This window comes from Collinsella sp. D33t1_170424_A12 (genome assembly GCF_015554865.1).
In the GTDB taxonomy this organism is placed as follows: Bacteria; Actinomycetota; Coriobacteriia; order Coriobacteriales; family Coriobacteriaceae; genus Collinsella.
This window is the reverse complement of the sequence record NZ_JADNJJ010000021.1, coordinates 1-14,055: the sequence shown is the minus strand read 5'-3', so window position 1 is coordinate 14,055 and position 14,055 is coordinate 1. Positions and strand designations below refer to the sequence as shown.

Genomic DNA, 14,055 nt, shown 5'->3' with positions numbered 1-14,055 from the left:
CAGGGAAAGCCAGCGTAGACCCATGGTCACGGCGACGCACGCGACGAGGGCGATCGGCTTGGAGATGCACAGCGGCTGCACCAGGGCGACGTAGGTCGCTCCGCCCGCGATCGAAGCGAGGGCGTAGAGGTTTCCGCGCTGGAAGATCGCGGGCGTCTGCCCCAGGAAAACGTCACGCATCATACCGCCGCCCACCGCGGTGAAAAAGCCCATCATGACGCAGTTGATGGGGGTGAGGCTGTAGATCATCGCTTTGTCCGCGCCGACGGCTGCATAGAGGCCGACGGCGAAGATGTCGAGCACGGCGATGAGGCGGTCGGGTTTTTCAACGATATCGGGGAAGATGAACGCACACGTTGCCGTCGCTATCGAGATGGGAAGCGCGAGCGGCTGGTTGAGAATGTAGACGTCTCCGCACTGCAGGATGACGTCGCGGATGATACCGCCCCCCAGGCCGCAGGTCACCGCCAGCGCGATGCCCCCCATATAGTCGAGCTTGTGCTCGCGTGCTGCCAGGCTGCCCGAGATCGAGGCAACGACGACGGCGAGCATCTCGAGCCAGAAGGGTACGGCGACCTGTTCCCCCGCGGCGCCGGCGGTAACGGTGACGGCGGCGATGACTGGCAGGGCGAATGGGGTCATGGCGTGCGATCCTTCCCGCGCGCAGCTCGGTGGTTGGTACGCGCGCGGGATTATCTTACTCGCCCGTTGTGCTGCGACGGGTCGCGCTCCAAAAAAAGTTTTGATAGTTCGAAATTTTCCGTTGCACGCCGCTCCGTTTACGGTACAATAACTTTCGCATTTAACGGAGAGTTGTCCGAGTGGCCGAAGGAGCACGATTGGAAATCGTGTAGGCGCCAAAAGCGTCTCCAGGGTTCAAATCCCTGACTCTCCGCCAGTTAACTCTCATGGCGCGTCCTCTGTGGTGCGCCATGTTTTTACTCCAACGGAGGAGTGGCAGAGTGGTTGAATGCGGCGGTCTCGAAAACCGTTTACCCGGTGTTCCCGGGTACGAGGGTTCGAATCCCTCCTCCTCCGCCATCTGAGTTTAAGAAGCGAGCCCGTGCGGCTCGCTTTTTGTTGCCGCGGCATGGATTCGAACCCGGAAGGGCGCGAAGCTGAGCAAATGCGCTGAGCATTTGCCAGCGAAGCGCGCAAGGGCCGCCAGGCCCGCAGCGGTCGGCGGCGCAGCCGCCCCGAATCCCTCCTCCTCCATTCATATGTAATGGCTTAAGACGACTTAATTGCGGCTTAAATGCTCGGCGTCCCGTGTTTGCGCCCGGGTGGGAGCGGCTACACTTCAAGGCAACGCGCCAGCATGGTGCGGGATGAGGTTGCAAGAGGTGAGGAGGCCATATGGACGAGCAGGGAATCGATGCCGCCGTTTGCGCGGGCGCTGCTACCGATACCGCGTCCGCTGCCGACGCCGCAGTCGAGCTGATGCTCACGGACGATCAGCGCACGGCGCTCGAGCATGCGTTCGCGGACTCGCGTTCATGCCTTATGCATGACGGCGCAATGGTCCCGTTTACCATTCTGTGCACGTCTGACGGGTTCGAGGTCACGGGTCACCCGGGCGAGGACCCCCGGGACGTGTACGAATCGGTGCGGACTTTGCTCGCCCGCGAGATACCCGAGGCGTACGTTCTGGCGTACGATGGCTACGTCGACCTGGCAACGGGCCGGGAAGATGCAATCGTATGCGAGACGGCTCGTCGCGGGGAGGTTACCGCTGCGCTTTTGGCACAGCCGTATGAGCGCGGGGAGGGTGCGTACGCGTTCGCGCCGACGTTTTACTCGGTGGGACAGGCATCGCATCTGTATCCGTCGGGCGCCAAGCCGATCGTGTCCGGTCTGGTTGCCTTGGAGGCCGAGCGCGAGCGCGCCAGCTTGGACGGTTTGGGCTTGGAACCGCATTTGGACGCGACCCCCGAATAGCGATCGAGGGCCACGAGGGACAGCATACGGGGAAGGAGCATCATGCTCGCACATGATTTGAGTTTTCAGACATCGTGGAAGATGCTGACGCGGGACAAGGGATGGATCAAACCCATCTTGGTTCTTACGCTGGTGGGCTGGATTCCCATTTTGGGGCAGATCGTCCTGCTTGGTTACGCCTTCGAGTGGGCGCGGCTTACGGCCTGGGGCGTCGATTCGGCTCCCAAGCAGCGGGGTGTTGACTACGGCAAGATCTTGACGACGGGCGGCCGTGCCTTCGTGATTTCGCTGGCCGTCAACATCGCGCTGAGCATCATCGAATCGCTCGTCTTTGGCATCGAAGCCGGTACGCTTGGCTTGTTTGGGACGTCCGGTAGCGTGTTGGGCAACATCGCGCTTGTTGGCGCCATGGGCGGCGCCGGCGTCGTCGCGATGGCATGCGAGGTCGTGAACATGCTGATGGGCACGTTCATCATGGTGGCGTCGCTGCGCGCGACGGTGTATGACGATTTCTCTGCCGGCTGGCGACTCGACAGGATCTTCCAGATGATCTCGAGCGATCTGGGCGGCTTCATGCGCGTCTACGTGATATCGCTGCTTGCCGGTTTGGTGAATTGGCTGTATTCGATGGTGCTGAGCGTTCTGGCGGCCATCGTGTTTATGGGCGGTGCCGCTGGCGTGATGGCCTATGGATACGGCGCCGGCATGATGGGCCACGGTGTGGAGCGCGCTCTCGTCCAGGCCCTGCTGGGCATGGGGCCCGCCGTCCTTCTGCTCGTTGTGGTGCTTGCCGTCGTAGCCATGTTCGTGGGCGGTGCGATCTCGACCGCCATGCAGCTGGTGACGATCAACGCGACAGGGCAGTGGTTCGTGCGCTTCGATCTGCCGCGCTGGGGTGTCTCGTCGGCACCGCTTCCTGATGGCGTGCCGCTTGCCAAGGGCTTCAGCGTTCCGCGGCATCCGGCGAACGGTTCGTCCACTTCGTCGCCGCAGCAGGCTGCGACCCCCGATGTTCCTGTCGAGCCCGAGCGGAACGCCGAGGGCTCGGCCTCGGAGGCGTCGGCAGCGCGAAGCGGCGACACGTGCGCGTCCGGCCAGGATGTTCAGGATGCGCCGCGCGAGGATGCGAGCTGCGCCGACGCGACCTCGCCTATCGCGGACGAGGCCGTGGAGGCTTCCGATGAGGGGCCGGCCGTTGAGCAGTCGCCTCTCGATTCCGGCGATGCTCCCGCTCCCGCCGACTCCGCGCACGGGCCGATCTTGCTGCCGCCGGTGAGCGAGCTGTTTGCTGGCGAGCCCACGGATGCCGATGATGAAGATGGATCCGACGAGCCAACCGAGGAAGAATAGCACGCAGGCATAACCGTATGGTGCCTCCCTTCCCAGAAGCGAGCGACGCTCTTCTGGTGAGGGAGGCGCCGTGCTATAGGAGGGCGCCGATCATCCGCCGCAACCTCGCGCGGAGCCCGCTTATGGAGAAATGAGGGGGTTCCGCACGAGGTTGTGTCTGGTCTGTGACGTTCTTGCAAGAGCGAGCTGCGTTGTTATCGATTTGTAGGGCCGAATGGGGATATTCGTTAGCGAAAGCGTTTCAGGGCGGTCGCGCCGCGTGAGAGGATGGCGCCAGGCCATAGGCATCGGTGGAGCGAGCGCTGGTAATTATGGAGGTACTGCGGTGCGGAGCTGCGCGAACTTGAGCGGATCCAACACAGCGGCTATAGTTATCCAGTCCTTTCCTGCTTCGGGCGCACCTTCACGACCCGGAGCCTTATGCCCAGAGGAGGTGACCAAATGAAGGCTTATGAACTGCTGTTTTTTGTTGACCCCGCTCTCGATCCCGAGACTCGTCTCGCTGTGATGAAGCGCATCGATACCGCGATCGCCGAGGGTAACGGCAAGGTCGACAACGTTGACGAGTGGGGCAAGCGCAAGCTCGCCTACGAGATCAACAAGCTCACCGAAGGTGACTACACCCTCATCAACTTCCATGCAGATCCTACCCAGATCGCCGAGCTCGACCGCGTTCTGCGCATCACCGATGCCGTGGTTCGTCACATGATCGTTCGTCGCGACGACCAGGAGTAAGAGTTTGTTTTGGACGCCGCATGGCAAGCTGATTGCTATGCGGGCGCGAGAGGTAGTGAGTTACGAATGAGCATCAACCGAGTCAATATTTCTGGCAATCTCACCCGCGATCCGGAGATGCGGGCCACGGCGGGCGGCACTCAGGTGCTGTCTTTTGGCGTGGCGGTCAACGACCGTCGTCGCAATCCCCAGAATGGCGAGTGGGAGGATTACCCCAACTTCGTCGACTGCACGATGTTCGGTACCCGGGCAGAGGCTGTGAGCCGCTATCTCTCTAAGGGCGCAAAGGTTGCAATCGAGGGAAAGCTCCGTTACAGCTCCTGGGAGCGTGACGGTCAGCGCCGGAGCAAGCTCGAGGTCATCGTCGATGAGATCGAGTTCCTCTCTCGCAACCAGCAAGGCGGAGGCCAGGGCGGCTACGGTCAGCCCGCATATGGTCAGGGCGGCTATGAGCCCGCTCCGATGGGTGCTCCCGCTGCGCCTGCCCCGGTGGCTCCGGTGGCCGAGGTTTACGATGAGGATATTCCGTTCTAACGGGATATTCACCTGATTTAGTGAGCGGCGGGGCGCGTTTGACGCAACTCGCCAAGCGAAAGGTATTTTGACATGGCTAATGATTTTTCTGCACGTCAGCCGCGTCGTAAGTACTGCCAGTTCTGCAAGGAGAACACCGAGTTCATCGACTACAAGGATACTCAGCTTCTCCGTAAGTACATGACCGATCGTGGCAAGATCAAGCCCCGTCGCGTCACTGGCGCTTGCACGCAGCATCAGCACGACATCGCGAACGCCATCAAGCGCGCTCGCGAGATGGCTCTCCTGCCGTACACCGTTCCCGTGGTTTCCTCCCGCGGCAACCGCGATCGCGGCTAGGAATTCCTCGGGCCTGAGTAGATAGATGGTGAACGAGGAGAGCGGGACGGGAATCGACCGCACGTCGATTCCCAGTCCGATGAGGGGCCGCGATCCACGCCTGCTCTCGGGTATGGTGTGGCTCGCACTCGGCTTCGTGGCCGGCACCATGGTTCCGTTTTTCGGAGTCGTGATGACGGCGTACGGCATGCGAGAGATGGTCGAGGCGCAGGGCAACAAGGGATTTCTCCTTGCTGCTGCCGTCGCCGCCATCATCGCGGTCGGGTCGGCTGTTGCCGCACCGGCATACGCCGCGATGGTGGCGATGACGTTTGCGAGCGTCGCCGGCACCGTGTGGCTCATGCGCACCCATCGTGCGAACGTTACGGGCGTGAGCGTGCTCGTTGTACTGCTCACCCTTATGAACCTGGGGGTCGAAGCGGGCTTTGCCATGATGGCGGGCACCACGGTCTCCGAGGTGTATCAGAGCATGTTTGGTGCGATGTCGGACGGGGTGGTCGAGGCCGCCGGCGGCGGAGTTCAGGCTGAGCTTATGGCTCGCCAGCTCGAGCCGCTGTTTATGGCGATCTGGCCTTTCGTGTACGTTGTCTCCTCTGTATCTGATGTTCTCGCTGCAGCCATCGGCTCGTTCCTTATGGGTGCGCGCACCACTGGTGTGGCGAGGATGCCGGTCATTGCTCGTTTCGACATGCCCTTGTGGCCTGTTGCCGTCCTGGCGCTATCTGTGCTTGGACTGGGAGCATCCGCGGCCGGGTTCCCGGGGTCTCAGGCAGTGCTTACGGTGAGCGCGACCGTTCTGTTGAGCGTTCGCATCATCTTTGCACTCCAGGGGTTTGGCGTTGTCCTGCATCTTATGGGCCGCTGGCGCCTGGGATGTTTTGGGCGCACCGCGCTGACCGTTCTGTCTATTTGGCTTGAAACGATGTTCTTCTTCGTGAGCATCGTTGGCCTGATCGACGTGTGGGCGAACTTCCGAAAACTTGATCGGGGTTCTTCGCACGCTCAGGCAAACTCGTAAGAAAGCGCCGATTACACGGTGCATGTAACAAGGAGATCTCATGAAAGTCGTTCTTCTGGGTGAGATCAAGGGCAAGGGTGGCGAGGGTGACGTCGTAGACGTCGCTCAGGGTTATGCCGAGAACTACCTCTTCCCGAAGAAGCTCGCCGTTGCGGCTACCAAGGGCAACCTGAAGCAGCTCGAGGAGCGTCGCAACAACATTGAGAAGCGTGAGGCCGTCCGCATTGCCGACGCCAACTCGCTCAAGGAGACCCTCGAGGGCAAGTCCGTTGTCGTCGACGCCAAGGTTGGCGACGAGGGCATCCTCTTTGGTTCCGTCACCTCCGCTATGATCGTTGATGCTATCAAGGATCAGCTTGGCGTCGAGGTTGACCGCAAGCGTGTCGAGCTGGGTAAGGCCATCAAGGTCGCCGGCTCCCACGAGGTTGCTGTTTCGCTGTATCGCGAGATCCGCGCCACCGTCACCGTCCTCGTCGGCGTTACCGCCGAAGAGGTCGAGGAGGAGACCGAGGAGGCCGCCGAGGCCGCCGAGGTCGCCGCTGACGCTGAGGTTGCTGCCGAGTAACTGCTTGCAAGCAGTGCTGCATGAAGAGTCCGGCCCTGATGGGTCGGGCTCTTTTTGTTTGACACGGGGCCCTCGGCGCGGGTTATCAACCGCGTTTTGGACGGTGAAGAACGCAGGCATGCAGACGCATGGATTTCCACAGGTTCGCATGTTTGCGTCTGTTGAAACGCTGACGGCGTATGAAGTGCATGTACGAGTTTTGTTGCAGGGAGTGCTGCAGGGGTTGGGCAACCAAGCGCCCCTCTGTCTGTATCAGGCAATCTACCTGTGAAAACAATCATGCCTTTGGACTGGCGTTCGTAAGCGCCGCGTTATGGTTGAGCAAAGGCTGCGAATTATCGATGCGCCATCAGCCTGTGGAAAACTATTTTGAGCTCGGTAAAAAATTGTGGAAAACGTGGAAAACTAGCGTTTGCGCAGGAGAACGGTATTGGAGTTTTCTACAGCTTGCTGTGGAGTTCTAAAACCGCAGGTAGAAGCTGGTGGCTATGGACTTGACATGCTTGCCAGTTGACTGTTCTCTTAACGAAAGACCTTCAAAACGTATGGTCGACAGCTGATAAGGAGTACCGCATGGAGCTGATGAGTGAACGGGACGACCGAGCGTGGGGATCGGGGTCGGTCTCTGAGCGCGGGGCGCAGCTCACCCCTCCGAACAACATAGAGGCCGAGGCGCGCGTCCTATCGGCCATGCTGCTATCTGGCGAGGTGGTAGAAGAGGCACTGGTGGAGCTGCTACCCGATGACTTCTATCGCCCCGCGCACAAGACCTTGTTCATGGCGATGCACGATATGTACGATCGCAACCTCCCCATCGATGCGATCACGCTTTCGGATTACCTGAGCTCGATCGATAAGCTCGAGGCGGTTGGCGGCGAGGCGTATATCCTCGAGCTCATGGGTCAGACGCTGGCGCTCGCCACCTGGCAGCACCACGCCGGTATCGTGCGCCGCGATTCCATGCTGCGCGAGATCATCGGCGCCACCAACCAGATCAACGCCCTGGCGTATAACGCGCCCACCGACACCAAGGAAGTTATCGAGCGCGCCGAGAGCATGCTCCTGTCGGTGACTGCGCGCGAAGTCCGCAGCTCGTACAAGCCGCTGACTGACTTCATGGTCGAAGCGTACAAGGAGGCCGAGGAGGTTTGCGCCGCGGGCGGCGTCTCCCAGGGTGTCCCGACGGGTTATCCGAGCCTGGACCGCATGCTCATGGGTTTCCGCGAGGGCCAGCTCGTCATCATCGGCGCCCGCCCCGCCGTCGGTAAGACGTCGTTCGCGTTGAATCTCGCCCTAAACGCGGCTGCAGCCGGTTACACCGTCGGTTTCTTCTCCCTGGAGATGTCCGGCAAGGAAATCGCGCAGCGCCTCATCTGCGCCCACGCGCAGGTGGATATGTCTCACTTCCGCACGGGCCGCATCTCTCCGCAGGAGTGGATGAACATCAACGAGGCGACGCAGGAGCTGTCGAAGCTCGACATCCTGATCGACGATACACCCGGCACCACGGTGACGGAGATTCGAGCGAAGGCGCGCCGTATGCTGCACAACAAGGAGCGCGCTATCGTAATCCTGGACTACCTGCAGCTCGTGAGCCCTCCGGCCGGCCGCCGCGCCGAGAGTCGCGCCGTCGAGGTGTCCGAGATGAGCCGCGCCTTAAAGATCATGGCGAAGGAGCTCAAGATTCCGCTGATCTCGCTGTCGCAGCTGTCGCGCCAGGTGGAAAGCCGAACCGGTAAGCGTCCGCAGCTCTCCGATCTGCGTGAATCGGGCTCGATCGAGCAAGACGCCGACATCGTTATGTTCCTGGACCGCTCCAGCTCCGAGCAGGAGGCCGCGCGCGACGACCGTCCGCCCGAGGGCATCACGCGTATCGTGCTGGCGAAGAACCGTTCCGGCCCGATTGGCGACGTCGACCTGGTGTTCCTGCCGTCCTCGACCAAGTTCTACGAACTGAACGAGCATGCGGACGAGCAGTAGCCGAATGGCTATCCGGCGAATAACGCAAATACGGTGTGAGCGCCGCGTTGGGCGCGCCGCCAACTATAATAGGAACGTTGGAGGGTATGCCTCCGTTCATTCGATTCTATGAGGAGTTGTCATGACGTCGGCAGTGTTGGTCGGTACCCAGTGGGGCGACGAGGGCAAGGGCAAAATCTGCGACCTTATCGCGCCGGATTTCGACTGCGTCGTACGCTATCAGGGCGGTAACAACGCGGGCCACACGATTGTGGTGGGCGATAAGAAATATGGTCTGCACCAGGTTCCCTCGGGCATCATGTATCCCGACTGCATCTCGGTGATCGGCAACGGCTGCGTGGTGAACCCCGCGGTGCTGCTGGAAGAGATCGATATGTTCGAGAACGACGGCATCTCCACGGCAAACCTGAAGGTGTCGGGCAACGCGCATGTGATCATGCCGTATCACATGGATCTTGACGGCGCGTTCGAGGAGTCCCTCGGCGCTGCCAACATCGGCACCACGAAGCGCGGCATCGGCCCCTGCTACCAGGACAAGATGGCCCGCGTTGGCCTGCGCATGCAGGACCTGTTGGACGAAGAGGTCTTCCGCTCCAAGCTCGAGGTGGCCTTGGCCCGCGCCAACGCGCTGCTGGGCAAGGTTTATGGCAAGCCCACCTATACGGTCGAGCAGATCTGCGAGACCTACCTGCCCATGGCCGAGCGTCTGCGCCCCTATATCTGCGAGACGGGCATCCTGCTGAACGACCTCGTGGAGGCTGGCAAGTCCATCCTGTTCGAGGGCGCCCAGGCAACGCTGCTCGACATCGACCACGGAACCTATCCGTTCGTGACGTCGTCCAACTGCACCGCCGGCGGCGCCGTGACGGGTTCGGGCGTTGGCATGAAGAACGTCGATCGCGTGCTGGGCATCATGAAGGCCTATATCACGCGCGTGGGCTCCGGCCCCATGCCCACCGAGCTGCCCTATGAGGACGGCCCGGGTCGCGTGCTCACCGAGGTGGGCGCCGAGTACGGCGTGACTACCGGCCGTCGCCGTCGCTGCGGTTGGTTCGACGGCGTCATCGCCAACTACGCCGCCCGCGTGAACGGCCTTACGGATATCGCGCTCACCAAGCTCGACGTGCTCTCCGAGTTCGACACCATCAAGGTGTGCGTGGCCTATGAAGTTGACGGCGAGCGCTACACCACGGTGCCCGAGCACGAGGCCCGCTTCGCCAAGGCCGTCCCCGTGTACGAGGAGCTGCCTGGCTGGAAGTGCGACATCTCGGGCTGCCGTTCGTTCGACGAGCTTCCCCAGGAGGCGCGCGACTACGTGGCCTATATCGAGAAGCTCGCCAAGACCCGCATCTCGATCGTGGCCGTTGGTCCCGACCGCGAGCAGACCATCATGCGCAGCTGGTAGGTCCACGCGCGCACGTATAAGTTCATGACGCTGGGCATCGCGATGCCGAGCGATTGGTGTAAGTGCGCGGGCCCCTTGGGGCCTGCGCGTGTATAAGGAGGACGCATGGGCGCATCCGAGAACACGATCGATATCCTGCTGCTGGGTGCCGGCGGCCGTGAGCACGCGCTGGCTGCGAAGCTTGCCGTGTCCCCGCGCTGCGGCAAGCTCTACATCGCTCCCGGCAACGGCGGTACCCTCGAGGTTGGCGAGAACGTCTCGCTGAACGAGGCCGACGCCGAGGCCGTTGCCGATTTCGCCCGCGAGACCGGCTGCGGTCTGGTTGTCATCGGCCCCGAGGCGCCTTTGGTTGCCGGCGTGGCCGACGCCGTGCGCGCCGCCGGCATCCCGTGCTTCGGCCCGGGCGCCGAGGGCGCGCAGCTGGAGGGCTCCAAGCTCTTCTCGAAGCAGCTCATGGCCCGCGCCGGTATCCCCACGGCCGCGTACGGTTCCTTTACGGACGAGGAGGCGGCGCTCGCCTACGTTCGCGAGCAGGGGGCTCCTGTGGTCGTGAAGGCCGACGGCCTGGCGGCTGGCAAGGGCGTCGTGGTTGCCCTCACGCTGGATGAGGCGCTGGACGCGGTGCACGAGTGCTTCAACGGCGCCTTCGGCGACGCCGGCAGCACGGTGGTCATCGAGGAGATGCTCACCGGTCCCGAGTGCACGCTGCTGGCCTTCACGGACGGTACGGTCGTGCGCCCCATGGCGACCTCGCAGGATCACAAGCGCGCGCTCGAGGGCGACCTGGGTCCCAACACGGGCGGCATGGGCGTGTACAGCCCCGTGCCCATCGTGACCGATGAAGAGCATGCCGCGATGTGCCGCATCCTGGAAGACACCATCGCCGAGGCGCAGCGCGAGGGCATCGATTTTCGCGGCTGCCTGTATGGCGGCTTCATGCTCACGCCGGCGGGCCCGAAGGTCATCGAATACAATGCACGCTTCGGCGATCCCGAGACGGAGGTGCTGATCCCTCGCCTGAAGAGCGACCTGGTCGAGGTCATGCTTGCGTGTGCGGAGCAGCGCCTGAGCGATGTCGAGCTTGAATGGCGCGACGAGTGGGCGGTCTCCGTGGTTCTTACGAGCGCGGGCTACCCGGGTTCGTATGAGAAGGGCAAGGTCATCACCGGTATCGAGGATGCCGAGGCTATGGAGAACGTGACGGTGTACCACGCCGGAACGGCTGTGAACGACGAGGGCGAGCTGGTGACCTCCGGCGGCCGCGTGCTCGACGTCACCGCACTGGGCGCGACGTTCGAGGATGCTCGCAACCTGGCATACGCCGCGTGCGACAAGATCGCGTTCGAGGGCAAGACGCTTCGCCGCGATATCGGCCTGCGCGCCCTGCGCGGCCGCGATGCCTGGGACGCCTAAGCGCGCCGGCATACGAATGAGATGAGCGAGACGCGCATCCCCATGGCTACAGCCGGGCGGAGCGCGTCTTTTGCGTGCGAGAGGAGCTATGCGATGAGCAACGAGGAGTGCGAGGCCAAGGTCATCGAAGGGGATGACGAGCTCGCGGGTGACGAGCCCATGCTGGTGCTGGGCGACGAGGATCCGCGCGATGCCGAGCTGCATGAGAAGATCCTGGGCGAGGATATGGCCTACCAGGGCAAGATCTTGGATGTGCGCTCGCTGGACGTGGAGCTGCCGAACGGCCGCCGCTCGAAGCGCGATATCGTGCGCCATCCGGGTGCCGCCGCGGTGGTGGCGCTTACGGATAGCGGCAAGATCGTGCTGGTGCGCCAATACCGCACCGCGCTCGACCGCGTGACGGTGGAGATCCCCGCCGGCAAGCTCGATCCGGGCGAGGATCCGCTGGAATGTGCCAAGCGAGAGCTGCGCGAGGAGACCGGCTTCACGCCGCGCCGCATTCGGTATCTCACGACGATCGCGTCGTCCTGCGGCTTTAGCGACGAGCTGATCCATATCTACCTTGCGACGCAGCTCGAGTTCGATGGCGCCTCTCCGGATGACGACGAGTTCGTGAACGTCGACCTGGTACCGCTCTCCGAGCTCATCGACGCCGTCCTCGACGGCAAGATCGAAGATGCAAAGACCGTCGTGGGCGCTCTTGCCCTCGATGCGGTCTCGCATCGACTGTAGGAAGATCTGCGCTCGCGGGCGGGCGGCTGGTCCGTGGGGGCTGGTCCTCGCTTCGCTGCGGGAAAGCCCCCACGGACCAGCCGCCCGCCCGCACCGAGGCCTCCCTTCGGAAGATGCTCGTTCACTCATTCTTGTTACAAGGGATGCTGCCGTCCGGCTCGCTTCGCTCGGGACGGCTTTGTGGGCATTTTTTGGTTGAACCGCCAGCCTCGCTTCGCTCGGGGCGGGTACGAGAGCGGGTCATTTCTGATTGAGACGAGTTGCGGGCCGGAGGGCGGACGGGAGGGTCCGCCGGGCTTTCCCGCAGCGTAGCGAGGACCAGCCCGGAGGGCCCTCCCGTCCGCCCTCCGGCACGATACGAGGGAAGGTGTACATGTTTAAGCGATTCTTGTCGTACTACGGACCCGAGAAGGGGCTGTTTATAGCCGATACGCTGTGTGCGCTTGCGTACGCGGGTATCGACCTGGCGTTTCCTATCATCTTGCGCGCGCTTACGGGCGGTTTGTTCACGCAGAGCGGGTCCGCCATCATGGATGGGCTCGTCTACCTGGGTATCGGCCTGGGAATCATGTACGTGATTCGAACGGCGTGCATGTATTTCGTCTCGGCGCAGGGCCATATCATGGGCGCTCGCATGGAGTCGCGCATGCGCGAGGACCTGTTCGACCAGTACGAGCGTTTCAGCTTCGCCTACTTCGACGCGCATAGTTCGGGCGATATGATGAGCCGCGTGGTCAACGACCTGTTCGATATCTGCGAGGGCGCGCACCACCTGCCCGAGTGGATCATCATCTGCGGCATCAAGATCGTGGGCGCGCTGGCGATTCTGTTTACCATCTCGAGCCCGCTGGCGGCTGCGCTTACCGTGGTGACGGTGGTGTTCGTCGTCATCATGATCCGGCAGAACTTCCGCATGCGCGAGGTGTTTGCCGAGAACCGGACGAAGATCTCTGAGGTCAACTCGCAGCTGCAGGATTCGCTTGGCGGCATGCGCGTGGTGAAGTCGTTTGCCAACGAGAACACCGAGCGCGCGAAGTTCCGCGTGGCGAACGACCGCTATCTGGATTCGAAGATCAAGCAGTACCACGCGATGGGCGCCTATCAGGCAACGAGTGCCTGCATGACGGCGGTGCACTACCTCACGATCGTGCTGCTGGGCGGCTATCTGGTGGCCACGCAGCGGATGACCGCCGTCGACCTGGCCACGTTCGCGCTGTACATCAGCCTGTTCACCGGACCCATCGAGACGCTCGTCAACTCGACCGAGATGTTCCAGAAGGCCATCGCGGGCTTTCGTCGTATGGACGAGGTGCTGGCTACGGCGCCCGATATCGTGGACGCGCCCGGCGCGCGCCCGTTGCAGGTTTCGGCCGGCGCTATCGAGTACCGCGATGTGTGCTTCTCCTATGATCAGGCCGACCTTGCCGAACAGGGCGCATCCGAGCGCCCCGTGATCGATCACATGAGCTTGAGCATCAAGCCGGGCGAGACTATCGCGCTCGTTGGACCGTCGGGCGGCGGCAAGTCCACGACGTGCTCGCTGCTTCCGCGTTTCTACGATGTGGCGTCCGGTTCGATCAGCATCGACGGCCAGGATATCCGCGAGGTCACGCAGGAGAGCTTGCGTCGTGCGATCGGCCTGGTGCAGCAGGATGTGTACCTGTTCGACGGCACGCTGCGCGAGAACATCGCCTACGGGCGACCGGGTGCAACGGACGCCGAGATCGAGGAGGCCGCCCGCCGTGCGAACATCCACGATTTCATCGCCGGGTTGCCCGAGGGGTACGACACGGTGGTGGGCGAGCGCGGCAGCCGTCTGTCGGGCGGACAGAAGCAGCGCGTCGCCATCGCCCGCGTCTTCCTGAAGGATCCCGCGATCCTCATTCTGGACGAGGCAACCTCGGCGCTCGATAACGAGAGCGAGGGCGCCGTGCAGGAGTCGCTCGAGCGCCTGGCGGCAGACCGCACCACGATCATCATCGCGCACCGTCTTTCGACCATTAAGAACGCCGACGAGATCGCGACGGTGGAACATGGCAAGGTCGT

At 62.6% G+C, this 14,055-nt stretch carries 13 protein-coding genes and 2 tRNA genes; 14 read left to right on the top strand and 1 reads right to left on the bottom strand.

Going from position 1 to position 14,055, the window contains the following annotated elements:
* Positions 1-642 (bottom strand): trimeric intracellular cation channel family protein (locus I2E26_RS01095; protein ID WP_195419280.1); only part of this gene is annotated, 642 nt, incomplete at its 3' end.
* 165 nt (positions 643-807) lie between these two features.
* Here I2E26_RS01095 and I2E26_RS01090 point away from each other — a divergent pair.
* From I2E26_RS01090 to I2E26_RS01025, 14 genes are all read left to right on the top strand, one after another.
* Positions 808-898, top strand: a tRNA-Ser gene (locus I2E26_RS01090).
* Positions 899-948: 50 nt separating this feature from the next.
* A tRNA-Ser gene (locus I2E26_RS01085) sits at positions 949-1,041 on the top strand.
* Positions 1,042-1,356: 315 nt separating this feature from the next.
* Positions 1,357-1,938, top strand: coding sequence for a hypothetical protein (locus tag I2E26_RS01080; protein ID WP_195419279.1), 582 nt, complete (start codon positions 1,357-1,359; stop codon positions 1,936-1,938).
* Between the two features lie 42 nt (positions 1,939-1,980).
* The gene (locus I2E26_RS01075) at positions 1,981-3,288 is read left to right on the top strand and encodes a DUF4013 domain-containing protein (RefSeq protein WP_195419278.1); all 1,308 of its coding nucleotides are present in this window, start codon (positions 1,981-1,983) and stop codon (positions 3,286-3,288) included.
* Between the two features lie 441 nt (positions 3,289-3,729).
* On the top strand, positions 3,730-4,023 hold the full coding sequence (gene rpsF, locus I2E26_RS01070; RefSeq protein ID WP_195419277.1) for a 30S ribosomal protein S6: 294 nt from the start codon (positions 3,730-3,732) through the stop codon (positions 4,021-4,023).
* Between the two features lie 66 nt (positions 4,024-4,089).
* A complete protein-coding gene (locus I2E26_RS01065) occupies positions 4,090-4,557 on the top strand; it encodes a single-stranded DNA-binding protein (RefSeq protein WP_147587730.1) in 468 nt (155 codons plus the stop codon).
* Between the two features lie 72 nt (positions 4,558-4,629).
* Positions 4,630-4,896, top strand: coding sequence for a 30S ribosomal protein S18 (gene rpsR, locus I2E26_RS01060; RefSeq protein WP_006235829.1), 267 nt, complete (start codon positions 4,630-4,632; stop codon positions 4,894-4,896).
* A gap of 25 nt (positions 4,897-4,921) precedes the next feature.
* The gene (locus tag I2E26_RS01055; protein WP_195419276.1) at positions 4,922-5,914 is read left to right on the top strand and encodes a DUF2232 domain-containing protein; all 993 of its coding nucleotides are present in this window, start codon (positions 4,922-4,924) and stop codon (positions 5,912-5,914) included.
* A 40-nt stretch (positions 5,915-5,954) separates the two neighbouring features.
* Positions 5,955-6,479: a 50S ribosomal protein L9 gene (rplI, locus tag I2E26_RS01050; protein ID WP_195419275.1), complete on the top strand. Its 525-nt coding sequence runs from the start codon at positions 5,955-5,957 to the stop codon at positions 6,477-6,479.
* Between the two features lie 573 nt (positions 6,480-7,052).
* On the top strand, positions 7,053-8,459 hold the full coding sequence (gene dnaB / locus I2E26_RS01045) for a replicative DNA helicase (protein WP_195419274.1): 1,407 nt from the start codon (positions 7,053-7,055) through the stop codon (positions 8,457-8,459).
* A gap of 121 nt (positions 8,460-8,580) precedes the next feature.
* Positions 8,581-9,864: an adenylosuccinate synthase gene (locus I2E26_RS01040; protein ID WP_147587727.1), complete on the top strand. Its 1,284-nt coding sequence runs from the start codon at positions 8,581-8,583 to the stop codon at positions 9,862-9,864.
* A gap of 105 nt (positions 9,865-9,969) precedes the next feature.
* Positions 9,970-11,277 (top strand): phosphoribosylamine--glycine ligase, encoded by a 1,308-nt coding sequence (gene purD, locus I2E26_RS01035; protein ID WP_195419273.1) that lies wholly within the window; start codon positions 9,970-9,972, stop codon positions 11,275-11,277.
* 93 nt (positions 11,278-11,370) lie between these two features.
* Positions 11,371-12,009: an NUDIX domain-containing protein gene (locus tag I2E26_RS01030; protein WP_195419272.1), complete on the top strand. Its 639-nt coding sequence runs from the start codon at positions 11,371-11,373 to the stop codon at positions 12,007-12,009.
* A gap of 373 nt (positions 12,010-12,382) precedes the next feature.
* Positions 12,383-14,055, top strand: a 1,673-nt coding sequence (locus I2E26_RS01025; RefSeq protein ID WP_195419271.1) for an ABC transporter ATP-binding protein, incomplete at its 3' end; no start/stop codon positions are given.

What these genes read in the sequence shown, in the direction of transcription:
- I2E26_RS01075 (WP_195419278.1), top strand. Translation starts at nt 1,981, where the DNA reads ATGCTCGCACATGATTTGAGTTTTCAGACATCGTGGAAGATGCTGACG.
- I2E26_RS01055 (WP_195419276.1), top strand. Translation starts at nt 4,922, where the DNA reads ATGGTGAACGAGGAGAGCGGGACGGGAATCGACCGCACGTCGATTCCC.
- rpsR (WP_006235829.1), top strand. Translation starts at nt 4,630, where the DNA reads ATGGCTAATGATTTTTCTGCACGTCAGCCGCGTCGTAAGTACTGCCAG.
- I2E26_RS01080 (WP_195419279.1), top strand. Translation starts at nt 1,357, where the DNA reads ATGGACGAGCAGGGAATCGATGCCGCCGTTTGCGCGGGCGCTGCTACC.
- rpsF (WP_195419277.1), top strand. Translation starts at nt 3,730, where the DNA reads ATGAAGGCTTATGAACTGCTGTTTTTTGTTGACCCCGCTCTCGATCCC.
- purD (WP_195419273.1), top strand. Translation starts at nt 9,970, where the DNA reads ATGGGCGCATCCGAGAACACGATCGATATCCTGCTGCTGGGTGCCGGC.
- rplI (WP_195419275.1), top strand. Translation starts at nt 5,955, where the DNA reads ATGAAAGTCGTTCTTCTGGGTGAGATCAAGGGCAAGGGTGGCGAGGGT.
- I2E26_RS01030 (WP_195419272.1), top strand. Translation starts at nt 11,371, where the DNA reads ATGAGCAACGAGGAGTGCGAGGCCAAGGTCATCGAAGGGGATGACGAG.
- I2E26_RS01040 (WP_147587727.1), top strand. Translation starts at nt 8,581, where the DNA reads ATGACGTCGGCAGTGTTGGTCGGTACCCAGTGGGGCGACGAGGGCAAG.
- dnaB (WP_195419274.1), top strand. Translation starts at nt 7,053, where the DNA reads ATGGAGCTGATGAGTGAACGGGACGACCGAGCGTGGGGATCGGGGTCG.
- I2E26_RS01065 (WP_147587730.1), top strand. Translation starts at nt 4,090, where the DNA reads ATGAGCATCAACCGAGTCAATATTTCTGGCAATCTCACCCGCGATCCG.